This is a genomic window from Amycolatopsis sp. lyj-109 (assembly GCF_046548995.1).
In the GTDB taxonomy this organism is placed as follows: domain Bacteria; phylum Actinomycetota; class Actinomycetes; order Mycobacteriales; family Pseudonocardiaceae; genus Amycolatopsis.
The window spans coordinates 13,942-29,720 of record NZ_JAJPWR010000051.1 but is presented as its reverse complement, the minus strand read 5'-3'; the positions used below and the strand labels follow the sequence as shown (position 1 = coordinate 29,720).

The window sequence follows — 15,779 nt, the reverse complement described above, 5'->3', positions numbered from 1 at the left end:
GCCGCGGCGGGCCACGGCCACGACGTCGTCACGGAACTCTCGGGGGTAGGGCTTGGGCACGGTGACATCCTTCCAGGCGAGGCGGCAGCCTCACACGTGAGGTGTCAACCAGACCCTGGGCAGACCCGCGGCCTGGAATTCTTGCGTTGGTGTAGCGCTCAGCGACTGATCTACGACTAGTTCGTACAGGTTTGCTGTGCTGTGTGGGCGGGACGTAGGGGGTCGTGTGGCCGGTCGTAGGCGGGGTTGGTGGTTGGCTGCTGCTGGCGGTGTGGCGGCGGGCGGCGTGGCGGTGTGGGCGGTGTTGCGGTTCGGGCTGCTCGCCTGGCTGGGTGATAAAGGCAGTAACGCTCGGCCGATAGTGGAGGCCTTGAGCTGGCTCGCCGGCATTGGCGGTCTGCTGGTCGGGGTGGTGGCGTTGGTGGTCGCGGTGCGGCAGGGGCGTGCCACCGCTGCCGATGCATCTGCTGCCGCCGAGCCGGTGGCATCGCAATCTGCTTCGAACCAGGGCGTGAACATCACTGGTGGTGTGTCGGGCGGTTCGGGTTCGGGGCCGACGGTGGGCGTGAACTTTGGGCAGGTGGGTGGTGCGCCACCGGACCCTCCACCGCCGGCGCGGGAGTAGGCCAACCCGCGCCGGGGACATCGTCGGCCCGGCCAGCATCGGTCGAGGGCGGCGTCAGTAGCGCCGCTGGTCCTGCGGTGGGAATTGTGCAGGGTGACCTGGTGGTCAACGCCCCGGGCGGCCCGGTGATGGAGTCGCTCCCGGCCGTACCAGGGGTGGGACGTGTCCCGGCGGAGCCGAGCGTGTTCGTGGGCAGAACACAGGAACTGGCGCGGCTGGAGTCGGTGGTGACCGGGTCGGGTGCTCGTGCGGTGGTAGTGGCGGTACACGGCTTGGGCGGCGTCGGCAAAAGCACCCTAGCCGCCCGGTTCGCTGAAATGCACACCGACCGGTTTTCCCTGGTGTGGTGGGTAACGGCGGATTCACCGACGGCGATCGAGACTGGATTGGGGGAGTTGGCTGCCGCGCTGGCACCGGAGACGGCGAAGCTACCGTCGGAGCAGCGGGTAGAGCTGGGTGTGCGGTGGCTGGCGACCCATGAGGACTGGTTGCTGGTGCTAGACAACGTGACCAGCCCACAGGACGTGGCGGCCCTGTTGAGCCGGGTGCGGACCGGCACGGTAGTGATTACCAGTCGTCAGCGCTCGGGATGGCGGACCGTGGAGACGGTTGCGGTGGATGTGCTCACGGCCGACGAGGCGGTGCAGCTACTGACCCGGATCGTGCGGTCGGAGTGGCCGGAGGCGGATCTGGCCAGCGCAGACCGGTTGTGTCGCGAGCTGGGATGGCTGCCGCTGGCGGTCGAGCAGGCGGCCGCGTACCTGGCCCAGACCCGTACCACTCCTGCCGGCTATCTCGACTTGCTGGCGCGGTTTCCGGCGCAGATGTTCACCGCGACGGCGGAGGGTGGTGACGCGCAGCGGACGATGGCCAGGGTCTGGCACGTCACCCTCGACCGTCTGGCCGATACCCCGGCCGCGGGACGGGTACTGCGGCAGCTTGCCTGGTTCGCTCCGGACGGCATCCCCCGGGACCTACTGGCCGGTGCGGTGGGTGAACCGGAGCTGTCCGAGGCGCTGGGCCGCCTGGCTGCCTACAGCATGGTTACCCTGACCGGAGACACCGTGGCTGTGCACCGTCTGGTTCAGGCGGTCACCCGCACCCCCGACCCGGCCGACCCACACCGTCAGCCCGCCGACATCGCCACTGCCTGCGACAACACCGCGACCTTCCTCTCAACGGCCCTCTTTGACCAAAACCCGCACACTCCCGCGGACTGGCCTGCCTACCGGATGGTCCTGCCTCATGCGCGGGCTCTGCTGGAACACACCACGCCCGATACCGACACCACGCAGACCAGCCGCCTGCTCAACGAGCTGGGCCTCTACCTCGACGGGCAGGGCGACGTGGGTGCCGCCATTAACTACTTAACCCGCGCTTGCGACAGCTTCCAGCGCCTCCACGGCACCGACCACCCCGTCACCCTGAGCTCGCGGAACAACCTGGCCTACGCCCATCAGGAGGCGGGTGACCTCAAGCGGGCGATCCCCCTATACGAGACCACTCTCGCCGATCGGAAGCGGGTACTGGGACCCGACCACCCCGACACCCTGAGCTCGCGGAACAACCTGGCCTACGCCCATCAGAAGGCGGGTGACCTCAAGCGGGCGATCCCGCTGCACGAAGCCACCCTCGCCGACAACGAGCGAGTGCTGGGCACCGACCACCCCGACACGCTGAGCTCGCGGAACAACCTGGCCAGCGCCTACCAGAAGGCGGGTGACCTCAAGCGGGCGATCCCGCTGCACGAGACCACTCTCGCCGATCGGAAGCGGGTACTGGGACCCGACCACCCCGACACCCTGAGCTCGCGGAACAACCTGGCCGGCGCCTACCAGGAGGCGGGTGACCTCAAGCGGGCGATCCCGCTGTACGAAGCCACCCTCGCCGACAACGAGCGAGTGCTGGGCACCGACCACCCCGCCACCCTGATCTCGCGGAACAACCTGGCCTACGCCTACCGCGTGGCGGGCGATCTGGGGCGGGCGATCCCCCTATACGAGACCACTCTCGCCGATCGGAAGCGGGTACTGGGACCCGACCACCCCGACACCCTGGCCTCGCGGAACAACCTGGCCTACGCCCATCAGGAGGCGGGTGACCTCAAGCGGGCGATCCCGCTGTACGAAGCCACCCTCGCCGACTACGAGCGAGTGCTGGGCACCGACCACCCCGACACGCTGACCTCGCGGAACAACCTGGCCAGCGCCTACCAGACGGCAGGTGACCTCAAACGGGCGATCCTGCTGTACGAGGCCACCCTCGCCGACAACGAGCGAGTGCTGGGCACCGACCACCCCGACACGCTGACCTCGCGAAGCAACCTGGCCTACGCCTACCAGAAGGCGGGTGACCTCAAGCGGGCGATCCCGCTGCACGAGGCCATCCTCGCCGATCGGAAGCGGGTACTGGGACCCGACCACCCCGACACGCTGACCTCGCGGAACAACCTGGCCAGCGCCTACCAGGCTGCAAATGACCTCAAACAGGCGATCCTGCTGTACGAGGCCACCCTCGCCGACAACGAGCGAGTGCTGGGCACCGACCACCCCGACACGCTGACCTCGCGGAACAACCTGGCCAGCGCCTACCAGGCTGCAAATGACCTCAAACAGGCGATCCTGCTGTACGAGGCCACTCTCGCCGATCGGAAGCGGGTACTGGGACCCGACCACCCCCACACCCTGAGCTCGCGGAACAACCTGGCCTACGCCCATCAGGAGGCGGGTGACCTCAAGCGGGCGATCCCGCTGTACGAAGCCACCCTCGCCGACTACGAGCGAGTGCTGGGCACCGACCACCCCGACACGCTGACCTCGCGGAACAACCTGGCCAGCGCCTACCAGACGGCAGGTGACCTCAAACGGGCGATCCCCCTGTACGAAGCCACCCTCGCCGACAGCGAGCGGGCGCTAGGACTCGACCACCCCACAACCAGGACCATTCGCGCAAACCTCGACAGGGCGCGATCGTCCTGAAGTCGCGACCGTGCGGGCGTCACGGAACCGGCCGACCCTGGCGCCGAACATCCCGGTCATCGGCTGATCGGACATTCGATAGGGCAAACGCACCCGTCGGCCAGGGCGCGGCCGAGGCAAGGGGCACGCAGGGGGCACGGCGGGAGGTACGGCCGCCTGAAACGACGAAGGCCAGGTCAGCGGAGACACCGCCTGACCTGGGCTTTGTCATGTCCCTGGGGTTGTGGAGCTGAGGGGAATCGAACCCCTGACCCCCGCCTTGCAAAGGCGGTGCTCTACCAATTGAGCTACAGCCCCGGACGCGGGCGGTTCACCCGCCCGCGACGAGAATCAGTTGTGGGAAGCGCCCGCCGGCTTGGCCGGAGTGGTGCCGTTGGTGGAGGGCACCGGAGCGGTCGCCGCACGCCAGAGTTCGGCCTCGGCCTTGGCCGCCTTGTTGCGCTTGACGACGAACAGGACGCCGCCCGCGATGACGGCGAGTGCCAGCAGCTTCTTCACCGAAGCCCCCTTCTCAGCTTGCTTCCCTTACCCCGTGATGTTACTGCACGGCCGCGGCGCGGGTGTCGGGCACTCGTGGTTCCACGTGGAACCACTGGTAACGCACGTCACACGGCTCGGGAAATACCCGCGTCGGCCAGCCTGTTGTAGAGAGTGGTCGGTGTGCCCACCGTGTCCCCCGGGCCTCACCTCATCGCCTTCGCGGAGTTCCGTACGGCTGGAGCCGCGATGCGCCACTCGCCGAGAGGCGACCGCGCGGCGCGCCGACCGTGACCGCTCAGCCCTGCCGGCCTTCTCTTCCCGGCAGGGCTGACCTGTACCGAAACGAAGTAGACGGTGGCCCGGCTCACAAGAGCCGGGCCACCGTCATGGTGGCCGACGACGTGGGTCCTTGTCGCCACGAAGCAGTCGAAGTAGTGCGACCGCGTGCCTGCGGCCGGCCTCATCCGCCCGTAACGACCAGATGACCACGATCAACTGTGTCACGTACCGCAGTACGACCACCGCTGCCGCCGCCGTTGCTCCAACAACACCACTGAACTGCACAACTTCGACCGCCGTCACCGTGACTCTCCTTTTTCTCGGAGTTCCGGTGTTTGCACAGGGGCCGGACGGGATCCCCTCAGATCCCGCCCGGCCCCCGTTCCCCCACTGGGAGTCACGGGAGCGCGAATCGCGCAGCACTATGAGGTTGTTTCGGCAACTCGAGTGTACGGGACTTCAGCCGCCGAACCGGCCGCTGCGGATCGAACGAGATGCCCCTGGCATGCAGAAGTCCGGTTCGCTCTTCGCGAACCGGACTTGAACCTGGAACCTCTTCGTCACGAGGGCAACGTGCGGACTTGCCGACGTGGCCTCAGGAGCTGGACCGCCGGCTGCTCGCCGGACGCGGCTCGGACCCCTTGATCCGTTCGATGAGCTCGTCGCGGTACTCCCGCACCGCCTGAAACTCCGGTTCCTCGCCGGTCGCCCGCTTCAACGCGCCTTCCAGGATCTTCAGCCCCTGACGTTCGTCGCCGCGCGCGTCCGCCTGCCTCGCGGCGTTCTCCAAGGCTTTGGCGAGCTTGGTCTGCGCCTCGGGTTCCTTGGCGGCACTGTTGATCCGGATCCAGTTGCCGCCCGGATCGACGACGGTGAACCCGGTGTACCGGTCGTTGCGCAGCCGCGGCCGGGTCATGCGCGGGATACCGGAGGTGAGCAGTTTTCCGTGCACGGAACGCATCCCCGCCGCGAAGGCCTCGAACAGCTCGCTGGTGTCCGCCACGATGACCAGGCAGGTGCTGTACGACTGCGCCGGGTCGTAGTCGTCCATCCCGAAGAAGTGCAGGTTGATGTCTTCCCGTCGCACCGCGACGTGCGGGTTCGGCCGCGTCTGCCGATAGGTGATCTCGAAGCCGAGCATCTCGTAGAACGACGCGATCTCGTCGATGGACGGACAAGGCAGGAGGGGAATGGTCAGTTCGTTCGCCATTACCCGAAGCTAAGGCCGGACCTGCCGAAACGACACCGAGCTATTTGCTCGTGCGAACAGCACGACAGGCCAGCCCAGCCAGGGCACGCAAAAGCCCGGTCCGCGAGATGCGAACCGGGCTTGATCTGCGTGGGCCTACCAGGACTTGAACCTGGGACCTCTTCGTTATCAGCGAAGCGCTCTAACCACCTGAGCTATAGGCCCTTGAACGAGAAGAACTTTACAGGACCCCCGAAGGGGCCCTGTAACCGGGTCACTCCCGTTCGGACAGGGTGACCTCGAGGCCGCCCGCGAGGTCTGCCGAGACGTTGTAGATGAACGCGCTCACCGTGGCCAGCGCCGAGACCAGCACGATGTTGATCGCGCCCAGGATGGCCGCGATGCCGAACACTCGGCCCGCGCTGATCAGGGGCTCGGCCGAGGCGTTGGCTCCCTCGCCGCCGACCAGGGACGAATATGTTCCGTTCAGCTTGTCCCAGACGCCCATGCCGTCGAGGACCGTGTACAGGACTCCGACCGCCACCAGCCAGACGAAGAACATCGCGACGCCCAGTACCAGCGACAGCTTCAGGACCGACCACGGGTCGAAGCGCTTGACCTGCAGCGATGCGCGGCGGGGGCCCCGGCCCGGGCGACGCAGCGCGCTCGGGCGAGCTCGCTGCGTCGAGGCCGGGGGGACCTCGCCGCCCGAAGGCGGGGTTTCGGGGGCTCCGCCGAACAGGCGCGGGGCCGCGCTGCCCGTCACAACCGGGCGTTCGACGGCGACGGTGGGCTGCGCCTCCTCGGTGGCCAGCTTGACCGTCGCTTCGGCGTCGCCTTCCTTGTCGACCCGCTGCCAGGGCGGGCTCGCCGGCGTTCCGTTCGAACCCGATGCCTCGGGATTCTCGGTCGGTGTCACGAAGAGTCAGTCCTTACCCGTGCCGTGGGGCGCTGTCCGTAGTTGTGAACTTACTGCTCCGACGGCGCCGTCGTCTCGTCAACCGATTCGGGCGCTTCGGGAGTGTCACCATTGGCGACGTCCGAGGGCTCGTCCGCGTTGCGTGCGACCGCAAGAAGAGTGGTTCCTTCGCCGAGATTCATCAGCCGGACCCCCTTCGTCTGCCGTCCTGCCTTGCGGACGTCGCCCGCCGGCGTGCGGATCACGCCGCCGCTCGAGGTGATCGCGTAGAGCTCGTCCTCGGCGTCGACGATGAGTGCTCCCACCAGCCTGCCACGTTTGCGGTCGTGCTGAATGGTGAGCACGCCCTTGCCGCCGCGGCCCTGGACCGGGTAGTCCTCGATCGGCGTGCGCTTGGAGTACCCGCCGTCCGTCGCGACCAGCAGGAACTTGCCCTCCTTGACGACGCTGATGCCGAGCAGTTCGTCGCCGTCGTTGAAGCGCATCCCCATCACGCCGGACGTCGGGCGGCCCATCGGCCGCAGCGCCTCGTCGGTCGCGTGGAAGCGGATCGACTGGCCCTCGGCCGACACCAGCAGCAGGTCGTCCTCGGCCGCCGCCAGCACCGCGCCGACCAGTTCGTCGCCCTCGCGCAGGTTGATGGCGATGAGGCCGCCGGAGCGGTTGGAGTCGAAGTCGGTGAGCTTGGTCTTCTTCACCAGGCCGCGCTGGGTGGCGAGCACCAGGTACGGCGCGACCTCGTAGTTCTTGATCTGGATGACCTGGGCGATCTGCTCGTCCGGCTGGAACGCCATCAGGTTCGCCACGTGCTGGCCGCGCGCGTTGCGGTTGGCCTCGGGCAGGTCGTAGGTCTTGGTCCGGTAGACGCGGCCCTTGTTCGTGAAGAACAGGATCCAGTCGTGCGTCGAGCAGACGAAGAAGTGCTGGACGATGTCGTCCTGCTTCAGCGTCGCGCCCTGCACGCCCTTGCCGCCGCGCTTCTGCGAGCGGTACAGGTCCGTTTTCGTCCGCTTGGCGTACCCCGTGCGGGTGATGGTGACGACGACGTCCTCGACCGCGATGAGCTCTTCGTCGGTGACGTCGCCGCTGAAGCCGATGATCTTCGTGCGCCGGTCGTCGCCGTACTTCTCGACGATCGCCATCAGCTCGTCGCGGATGATCGCGCGCTGCCGCTCGGGCTTCTCGAGGATGTCCTTGAGGTCGGCGATCTCCAGCTCGATCTCGGCCAGCTGGTCGATGATCCGCTGCCGCTCCAGTGCGGCGAGGCGCCGCAGCTGCATGTCGAGGATCGCGGTGGCCTGGATCTCGTCGACGTCCAGCAGCTCCATCAGGGCCGGCCGGGCCTCGTCCGCCGAGGGCGACCGCCGGATGAGGGCGATGACCTCGTCGAGCATGTCGAGCGCCTTGACGTACCCGCGCAGGATGTGGGCCCGCTCTTCGGCCTTCCTCAGGCGGAACTTGGTCCGCCGGACGATGACCTCGACCTGGTGCTTCACGTAGTGCCGGATGATCTGGTCGAGCCGCAGCGTGCGCGGCACGCCGTCGACCAGGGCCAGCATGTTGACGCCGAAGTTCTGCTGCAGCTGGGTGTGCTTGTAGAGGTTGTTCAGCACGACCTTCGCGACCGCGTCGCGCTTGATCGTGACGACGATCCGCATGCCCGAGCGGCTGTTGGACTCGTCGGCGATGTCGGCGATGCCGGTGAGCTTGCCGTCGCGGACCAGGTTCGCGATGTTCTCGACCAGGTTGTCCGGGTTGACCTGGTACGGCAGCTCGGACACGACCAGGATCGTGCGGCCCTTCGCGTCCTCTTCGACCTCGACGACCGCGCGCATCCGGATCGAGCCGCGGCCGGTGCGGTAGGCGTCCTCGATGCCGGACGTGCCGAGGATCATCGCCTTGGTCGGGAAGTCCGGGCCCTTGACCCGGACCAGCAGGGCGGCCAGCAGCTCGTCGTCGGTCGCCTCGGGGTTCTCCAGCGCCCAGACGACGCCCTCGGAAACCTCGCCCAGGTTGTGCGGCGGGATGTTGGTCGCCATCCCGACCGCGATCCCGGAACCGCCGTTGACCAGCAGGTTCGGGAACCGTGACGGCAGGACGTCCGGCTCCTGTGTGCGGCCGTCGTAGTTGTCGGAGAAGTCGACGGTGTCTTCTTCGATGTCGGCCAGCATCTGCATGGCCAGCGGCGCGAGCCGGGACTCGGTGTACCGCATCGCGGCCGCGGGGTCGTTGCCCGACGAGCCGAAGTTGCCCTGGCCGTCGATCAGCGGGTAGCGCAGCGACCACGGCTGGGCGAGCCGGACCAGCGCGTCGTAGATCGCCGAGTCGCCGTGCGGGTGGTAGTTGCCCATGACGTCGCCGACGACGCGCGAGCACTTGTTGTACCCGCGGTCCGGCCGGAAGCCGGAGTCGAACATCGAGTACAGGACCCGCCGGTGCACCGGCTTGAGCCCGTCCCGGACGTCCGGGAGCGCGCGCGACACGATGACGCTCATCGCGTAGTCGATGTAGGAGCGCTGCATCTCCTGCTGGATGTCGACCGGTTCGATCCGGTCGTGGTCCGGAGCCGGCGGCAGAGTTTCCGTCATGAGGTCCTTCTCGAGTGCGGGGGCCTGGCGGGACGAAGAACGGGGGACGCCTACACGTCCAAGAAGCGCACGTCCTTGGCGTTGCGCGTGATGAACGAGCGGCGGGCCTCGACGTCCTCGCCCATCAGGACCGAGAACAGCTCGTCGGCCTGGGCGGCGTCGTCGAGGGTGACCTGGCCCAGCAGCCGGTTGGCCGGGTCCATCGTGGTCTCCCACAGCTCTTCGGCGTTCATCTCACCGAGACCCTTGTAGCGCTGGATCGCGTCGTCCTTCGGGAGCCGCTTGCCGGCCTCGACGCCCGCCTGGATGACGGCGTCGCGCTCACGGTCGGAGTAGGCGTACTCCGGCTCGGTCCGCGGCCACTTGATCTTGTATAGCGGCGGCCGCGACAGGAAGACGTGGCCGTGCTCGATCAACGGCGTCATGAACCGGAACAGCAGGGTGAGCAGCAGCGTGGTGATGTGCTGGCCGTCGACGTCGGCGTCGGCCATCAGCACGATCTTGTGGTAGCGCAGCTTCTCGAGGTCGAACTCGTCGTGGATGCCGGTGCCCAGCGCGGTGATCAGCGACTGGACCTCGGTGTTCTTGAGGACGCGGTCGATGCGCGCCTTCTCGACGTTGATGATCTTGCCGCGGATCGGCAGGATCGCCTGGTACATCGAGTCGCGGCCTTCCTTGGCCGAGCCGCCGGCCGAGTCGCCCTCGACGATGTAGAGCTCGCACTCCGCCGGGTTGGTCGAGCGGCAGTCCTTGAGCTTGCCGGGCAGGCCGCCGATCTCCAGCGCGCCCTTGCGGCGGACCAGGTCACGCGCCTTGCGCGCGGCCATCCGGGCCTGCGCCGAGGAGATCGACTTGTTGATGATCGTCTTCGCCTCGGTGGGGTTGCGCTCGAACCAGTCCGCCAGCCACTCGTTCGACGTCTGCTGCACGAACGTCTTGGCCTCGCTGTTGCCCAGCTTGGTCTTCGTCTGGCCCTCGAACTGCGGCTCGGACAGCTTGATCGAGACGATCGCGGCGAGGCCCTCGCGCACGTCGTCGCCGGTCAGGTTGGTGTCCTTCTCCTTGAGCAGCTTCTTGTCGCGCGCGTAGGTGTTGACCACGCGGGTCAGCGCGGCGCGGAAGCCCTCTTCGTGGGTGCCGCCCTCGTGGGTGTTGATCGTGTTGGCGAACGTGTAGACCGACGGCGTGAATCCGTTGTTCCACTGCATGGCGACCTCGACCTCGAGGCCGGTGCCTTTGGCCTCGAAGGAGATCACGCTGGAGTGGATCGGGTCCTTGCTGCCGTTGATGTGCTTGACGAAGTCCTCGAGCCCGCCCGGGTAGCAGTAGGTCTTCTCCTTGACCCGGGCGACCTTGCCCTCGGCGTCCGCCTCGGTCTCCTCGTCGGCGACGCGCTCGTCGCGCAGGGACAGCGTCAGTCCCTTGTTGAGGAACGCCATCTCCTGGAGCCGGCGCGAGATGGTCTCGAAGTTGTAGGTCGTGGTCTCGAAGATGCCGTTGTCGGCCCAGAACGTGATCGTCGTCCCGGTCTCGGTCGCCGGGCCGAGGTCTTCGAGGGGCCCCGGGATCTGGTCGGTGTACAGCTGGCGCCAGCTCCGGCCGCCGTACTTGACCTCGGCGAGCAGCTTCGTCGACAGCGCGTTCACCACGGACACGCCGACGCCGTGCAGGCCGCCGGACACCGCGTAGGAGTCGCTGTCGAACTTGCCACCCGCGTGCAGCACGGTGAGCACGACCTCGATGGTCGGCTTCTTCTCCTTGGGGTGCATGTCGACCGGGATGCCGCGGCCGTCGTCGACGACGCGCACCCCGCCGTCGGCGAGGAGGGTAACCTCGACCTTGGTGGCGTGCCCGGCCATCGCTTCGTCGACGGAGTTGTCGACGACCTCCTGGACGAGGTGGTGCAGCCCGCGTTCACCGGTGGAGCCGATGTACATGCCGGGGCGCTTGCGGACCGCTTCGAGGCCTTCGAGCACCGTGATCGACGACGCGTTGTACTCGCTCTTGTTCTCGGTCACCGGCGTTGTTTCTCCTCGTCTCGCCCGAGCGGATACTCGCTCTCCTCCAGTGTACTTGGCCGCGTCCGCTGACATGCGGCAAGGACACCCCTGAACGCGTCACAGACGAACGAAATCGGTTCGAGCCGAGTCTTGACGTATCTCGGGAGGTCTGAATGCGTTCTCGGCGCATTCAACCGAGCATCGCGCAACCCGGGTCAGCCGTACGTGTCACGAGGGCCGCGGCCCGGCACGTGGCGGGGTCCCTTCCGCCAGCTCGGGGCGGTCGGACCCTGGATCCGCATCCGCTTGACGACGCCGTTGCCGACCCCCGCCGCGATCTTGGCCAGCAGCTTTCCCTGCAGCAACCGGAGCTGGGTGGCCCACGCCGTCGAGCTGGCGCGGACGGTGAGCTCGCCGTCCTTCAAGGCGATCGGCTGCGCGTGCTCGGCGACGTCTTCGCCGACCAGCCGCGACCACTGCGCGAAGACGCGGGCACTGGTGACGTTCTCGTTCCAGCCGCGGTCCCGCATGAGCCGGGAGACGAGCTGACCGAGTGGCTGCGGGTCGCGCGCGTCCGCACCCGGCCCCGACCAGCGGCGACGCCGGGGGTTTTGCCCGCCGCCGGTCGCGGGACGGCGACGGCCGGGTGAGGTGCCTCGCTCCTTGGCCTTCGCCTTGGCCGCTTCGAGCGCGGCGTGGGCGAGGTCGCGCCCGGTCGGGGGCGTCTCGTTCGGCCCAACGTCGCCATCACGCTCGGTACCAGCCGGAAGCTTGGAGTCGGTTTGGGGCGCTTTCTGCCACCCATCTGGCCGCAGAGTCACGGGCAGCGATAACTCATTCACCGTGTTATCCACACTGTCCACAGGTTTGTCCCCAGATCGGGTGCGCTTTGTGCCGCCCGTCACACGGGGTGCTCGATCGCTCTGCTCAGCCACGCGTGATCTCACCATCCGCCACCACGAACCGGTGCCCGGCGAGCTCCCCGGGCACGTCTTCATCCACCGCGGCGGTCACCAGCACCTGTTCGGCACTCGCGGCCACTTCGGCCAGCCGGGCCCGGCGCTTGCGGTCCAGCTCGGCGAACACGTCGTCGAGCAGCAGCACCGGCTCGCCCGCCTCCGCCCGCAGCAGCTCGTAGCTGCCGAGCCGGAGGGCGAGCGCGAACGACCACGACTCGCCGTGACTCGCGTAGCCCTTGGCCGGCGCCTCGCCCAGGATCAGCTCCAGCTCGTCCCGGTGCGGGCCGATCAGGCTGATGCCGCGCTCGAGCTCCGCCTTGCGGACTTCACCCAGCGCCTTGAGTAAGACGTCCTTCAGCACCTCGGGTTGCGCCCGTTCGCCGTCCGGTACGCCGTAGGTCTCCGGCAGGCCGGCACCCAGCGACGACCGGTAGGTGATCGTCGCCGGACGCGAGTCGGGCGCGACCCCCAGGTACGCCGAAGCCGCGTGCGGCGCGAGGTCGGCGACGAGGTTCAGGCGCGCGGCCAGCAGTTCCGCGCCGGCCACCGCCAGGTGGTCGTCCCAGACTTCGAGCGTCGACAGCGCGTACGGGTCTTCGCGACCCGTACGTCGTTTCCCGGCCGTCTTGAGCAGGGCGTTCCGCTGCTTCAGCACCTTCTCGTAGTCCGCCCGGACCCCGGCGTACCGCGGCGCGCGCAGCACCAGGAGCTCGTCGAGGAACCGGCGTCGCTCGCCAGGGTCACCCCGCACGAGCGCGAGGTCCTCCGGGGAGAACAGCACCGTGCGCAGGATCCCGAGCACGTCCCGCGGACGGCCGACCGCGCCGCGGTTGACCCGGGCGCGGTTCGCCCGGCCGGCGGTGATCTCGAGCTCGACGGTCAGCTCGCGGTCGTCGTTGACCACCGCGACCCGCACCAGCGCGCGCTCGCAGCCGTGCCGGATCAGCGGCGCGTCCGTCGCGACGCGGTGCGAACCCAGCGTCGCGACGTACCCGATCGCTTCCAGCAGGTTGGTCTTGCCGCGACCGTTCTGGCCGACCAGCACGGTCGGCCCCGGTTCGAGGGCGAGATCGGCCTGAGGCCAGGAGCGGAAGTCGGTGACCTGCAGGTGCCGCAGATACACCAGTAACTCCTTATCCGCCGGCCTTCTTCACGGCGTGCCCGCCGAACTGGTTGCGCAGCGCGGCGACCGCACGCATCGCGGCCGAGTGTTCCTGCCGCGAAGCGAACCGCGCGAACAGGGCGGCCGAGATGACCGGCGCCGGCACCGCGTTGTTGATCGCCTCTTCCAGCGTCCAACGACCTTCGCCGGAATCCTCGACGTAGCCCTCGAGGTCGTCCAGCTCCGGATCCTCGTCGAGCGCGCGCACGAGCAGGTCGAGCAGCCAGGACCGGACGACCGTGCCGCGCTGCCAGCCCTTGATCACCGCGGGCACGTCCTTGACGACCTTCGCGGCTTCGAGCAGCTCGAAGCCTTCGGCGAAGGCCTGCATCATGCCGTACTCGATGCCGTTGTGGATCATCTTCGCGTAGTGACCCGCGCCGACGTCGCCCGCGTGCGAGAAGCCCTCTTCGCGCGGACCGTCCGGGCGCAGCGCGTCGAAGACCGGCATCGCCCGCTCGACGTCGGCGGCCGTGCCACCGACCATCAGGCCGTAACCGTTTTCCTTGCCCCACACGCCACCGGACACACCGCAGTCGACGTAGCCGATGTTCTTCGCGGCGAGCAGGTCGGCGTTCAGCTTGTCGTCGGTGTACTTCGAGTTGCCGCCGTCGATGACCATGTCGCCCTCGGCGAGCAGGTTGCCCAGCTCGGTGACGGTCTGCCGGGTCGGCTCGCCGGCCGGGACCATGATCCAGACGATCCGCGGACCCTCCAGTTTGGACACCAGGTCTTCGAGCGACGTCGTGTCGGAGACGTCCGGGTTGCGGTCGTAGCCGACCACCTCGTGACCGGCCGCGCGCAGCCGCTCACGCATGTTGAAGCCCATCTTGCCCAGGCCGATCAGACCGAGCTGAACCATGAGATCCCCTTACGTGCTAACGAGAAAGTGCGGGTCAGCCCGGAAGACGGACCGGCATCAGGAGGTAGAGGTAGCCGGGGACGACGTTGCCCTCGGGATCGGCGGGCTTGATCAGCGCGGGGCGGTTCGGCGTGGTGAACGTCAGCTCCGCCCGGTCGCTGTGGAGCGCGCCGAGGCCGTCGACGAGGTAACCCGGGTTGAACGCGATCGTCACCGGCTCGCCTTCGTACTCGACCTGAAGTTCCTCTTCGGCGCTTCCCTCGTCGTCGCCACCCGCGGACAACCGCAGTGTGTTGTCCCCGAATTCCAGTCGTACCTGAGTCCCCCGCTCCGCCACCAGCGAAACGCGCTTGATGGCCTCCGTGAGCGTGGACACGCCGATGACCGCGCGCGACGTGTGCGACGCGGGCAGCAGCTGCCGGTACGGCGGGAATTCCGCGTCGAGCAGGCGGGTCGTCGTGTAGCGCCCGGAGCCCGACAGGCCGAGCAGGCCTTCGCCGCTGGCGAGCGCGAGGCGGATCGTGGCGCCGCTCGCGCCGAGCGTCTTGGCCGCCTCGGCGAGGGTCCGCGCCGGGACGAGCACCGCGGCGTCGGCCAGGCCCTCGGCCGGCTGCCAGGTGAACTCGCGCATGGCGAGCCGGAACCGGTCGGTCGCGACCAGGGTCAGCGCGCTGCCGGAGATCTCGAGCCGCATGCCGGTGAGCATCGGCAGCGTGTCGTCCTTGCCCGCGGCGACGACGACCTGGGTGACGGCCTGGCCGAACGCGTCACCGGCGAGCTCGCCCGCGAAGGCGGGCTGGGACGGCAGCTGCGGGTAGTCCTCGACCGGCATGGTCGGCAGGGAGAACCGCGCGGTGCCGCACGTGATGGTGGCGCGCGCGCCGTCGACGGAGATCTCGACCGGCTGCGCGGGCAGCGACTTGGTGATGTCGGCGAGCAGGCGCCCGGACACGAGGAGGCGGCCGCCGTCGGCGATCGTCGCGGGGACCCCGACCGTGGCGGAGACCTCGTAGTCGAAGCCGGAGACCGTCAGCGCGTCGGTTTCGCCGTCCGAACCGGCGTCGAGGAGGACACCGCCCAGCACCGGCACCGGAGGCCGGGAGGGGAGGCTTCTGGCCACCCACGCGACGGCGTCGGCGAGCCCGTCACGCTCGACGCGGATCTTCATGCGCGCATCCTTTCGACGATCGAGCCCCGTGCGGGCTCGGGCCAGGCCTCGTTCTCGCGGGGCAGTGACCGGCTGCCCCCTCCGGCCGGTCCGCCCTCCGCGAGAGCGGCCGGAGCGCGGACCAGGTGCAGGCATCCACGTTAGGCCGTCGCGGGCGCCGACGTCACCTCGGCCTCCCCTTGACTTTGTCGACATGACGACTCGATCTCGCAGCTGTCCCCAACTTCGTCCTCCGCTTATTTTTGTTTTGTTCTCTCTCTTAGAAGATCTAAGAGCAGTAGCAGTAATAGGCGTTGTGGATTGTGTGGATTGAGCTCGTTCGCGCAGGTAGGACGGCTCGCGGGCATGTGGAGAACCATGGTGGCAAGTCTGTGGGCAACTCGGGCCGTCCGTGGATGGTTTCGGCCATCCCCCGATTCGTCCACAGTTCGGCCCAGTTGTCCCCACGGTTGTCCCCAGGTGTGAGGCGATCTGTACCCAGGGGCTGGGGGTGGCGAGAGCGGTCCGAGTCGCCCTACCGGGTGATCGGCCGGTGCTGTGCACAGAATGTGGGCAACCTGTGGAATCAGC

Annotated in this window: 11 protein-coding genes and 2 tRNA genes; 2 read left to right on the top strand and 11 right to left on the bottom strand. The window is 68.2% G+C overall.

Features of this window, described 5'->3' with window-relative positions:
* The first annotated feature begins 253 nt into the window (after window positions 1-253).
* Together ACLJQF_RS48235 and ACLJQF_RS48230 are read left to right on the top strand one after the other, a co-directional pair.
* The gene (locus ACLJQF_RS48235; RefSeq protein ID WP_410617366.1) at window positions 254-625 is read left to right on the top strand and encodes a hypothetical protein; all 372 of its coding nucleotides are present in this window, start codon (window positions 254-256) and stop codon (window positions 623-625) included.
* 182 nt (window positions 626-807) lie between these two features.
* A complete protein-coding gene (locus ACLJQF_RS48230; protein WP_410617365.1) occupies window positions 808-3,603 on the top strand; it encodes a tetratricopeptide repeat protein in 2,796 nt (931 codons plus the stop codon).
* A 224-nt stretch (window positions 3,604-3,827) separates the two neighbouring features.
* Here ACLJQF_RS48230 and ACLJQF_RS48225 read toward each other — a convergent pair.
* The 11 genes from ACLJQF_RS48225 to dnaN all read right to left on the bottom strand — a co-directional run bounded on the left by ACLJQF_RS48225 (window position 3,828) and on the right by dnaN (window position 15,209).
* Window positions 3,828-3,900: transfer RNA gene (locus ACLJQF_RS48225), tRNA-Ala, on the bottom strand.
* A 33-nt stretch (window positions 3,901-3,933) separates the two neighbouring features.
* Window positions 3,934-4,101: a DLW-39 family protein gene (locus tag ACLJQF_RS48220; protein ID WP_410617363.1), complete on the bottom strand. Its 168-nt coding sequence runs from the start codon at window positions 4,099-4,101 to the stop codon at window positions 3,934-3,936.
* An 856-nt stretch (window positions 4,102-4,957) separates the two neighbouring features.
* Window positions 4,958-5,572, bottom strand: a complete 615-nt coding sequence (locus tag ACLJQF_RS48215) for a hypothetical protein (RefSeq protein ID WP_410617362.1) — start codon at window positions 5,570-5,572, stop codon at window positions 4,958-4,960.
* Between the two features lie 130 nt (window positions 5,573-5,702).
* A tRNA-Ile gene (locus ACLJQF_RS48210) sits at window positions 5,703-5,776 on the bottom strand.
* A gap of 49 nt (window positions 5,777-5,825) precedes the next feature.
* On the bottom strand, window positions 5,826-6,470 hold the full coding sequence (locus tag ACLJQF_RS48205) for a DUF3566 domain-containing protein (RefSeq protein ID WP_410617360.1): 645 nt from the start codon (window positions 6,468-6,470) through the stop codon (window positions 5,826-5,828).
* A 50-nt stretch (window positions 6,471-6,520) separates the two neighbouring features.
* A complete protein-coding gene (gene gyrA, locus ACLJQF_RS48200; protein WP_410617359.1) occupies window positions 6,521-9,058 on the bottom strand; it encodes a DNA gyrase subunit A in 2,538 nt (845 codons plus the stop codon).
* Window positions 9,059-9,108: 50 nt separating this feature from the next.
* The gene (gene gyrB, locus ACLJQF_RS48195; RefSeq protein ID WP_410617358.1) at window positions 9,109-11,076 is read right to left on the bottom strand and encodes a DNA topoisomerase (ATP-hydrolyzing) subunit B; all 1,968 of its coding nucleotides are present in this window, start codon (window positions 11,074-11,076) and stop codon (window positions 9,109-9,111) included.
* A gap of 197 nt (window positions 11,077-11,273) precedes the next feature.
* The gene (locus tag ACLJQF_RS48190; protein ID WP_410617367.1) at window positions 11,274-11,873 is read right to left on the bottom strand and encodes a DciA family protein; all 600 of its coding nucleotides are present in this window, start codon (window positions 11,871-11,873) and stop codon (window positions 11,274-11,276) included.
* A gap of 112 nt (window positions 11,874-11,985) precedes the next feature.
* The gene (gene recF, locus ACLJQF_RS48185; protein ID WP_410617357.1) at window positions 11,986-13,140 is read right to left on the bottom strand and encodes a DNA replication/repair protein RecF; all 1,155 of its coding nucleotides are present in this window, start codon (window positions 13,138-13,140) and stop codon (window positions 11,986-11,988) included.
* Window positions 13,141-13,150: 10 nt separating this feature from the next.
* Window positions 13,151-14,041, bottom strand: a complete 891-nt coding sequence (gene gnd / locus ACLJQF_RS48180) for a phosphogluconate dehydrogenase (NAD(+)-dependent, decarboxylating) (protein WP_410617356.1) — start codon at window positions 14,039-14,041, stop codon at window positions 13,151-13,153.
* A gap of 34 nt (window positions 14,042-14,075) precedes the next feature.
* On the bottom strand, window positions 14,076-15,209 hold the full coding sequence (gene dnaN, locus ACLJQF_RS48175) for a DNA polymerase III subunit beta (RefSeq protein ID WP_410617355.1): 1,134 nt from the start codon (window positions 15,207-15,209) through the stop codon (window positions 14,076-14,078).
* Window positions 15,210-15,779: the final 570 nt, after the last annotated feature.

Bases quoted from the DNA above. Each gene is read 5' to 3' on its own strand.
- ACLJQF_RS48215 (WP_410617362.1), bottom strand. From the start codon at position 5,572: ATGGCGAACGAACTGACCATTCCCCTCCTGCCTTGTCCGTCCATCGAC.
- gyrA (WP_410617359.1), bottom strand. From the start codon at position 9,058: ATGACGGAAACTCTGCCGCCGGCTCCGGACCACGACCGGATCGAACCG.
- gnd (WP_410617356.1), bottom strand. From the start codon at position 14,041: ATGGTTCAGCTCGGTCTGATCGGCCTGGGCAAGATGGGCTTCAACATG.
- dnaN (WP_410617355.1), bottom strand. From the start codon at position 15,209: ATGAAGATCCGCGTCGAGCGTGACGGGCTCGCCGACGCCGTCGCGTGG.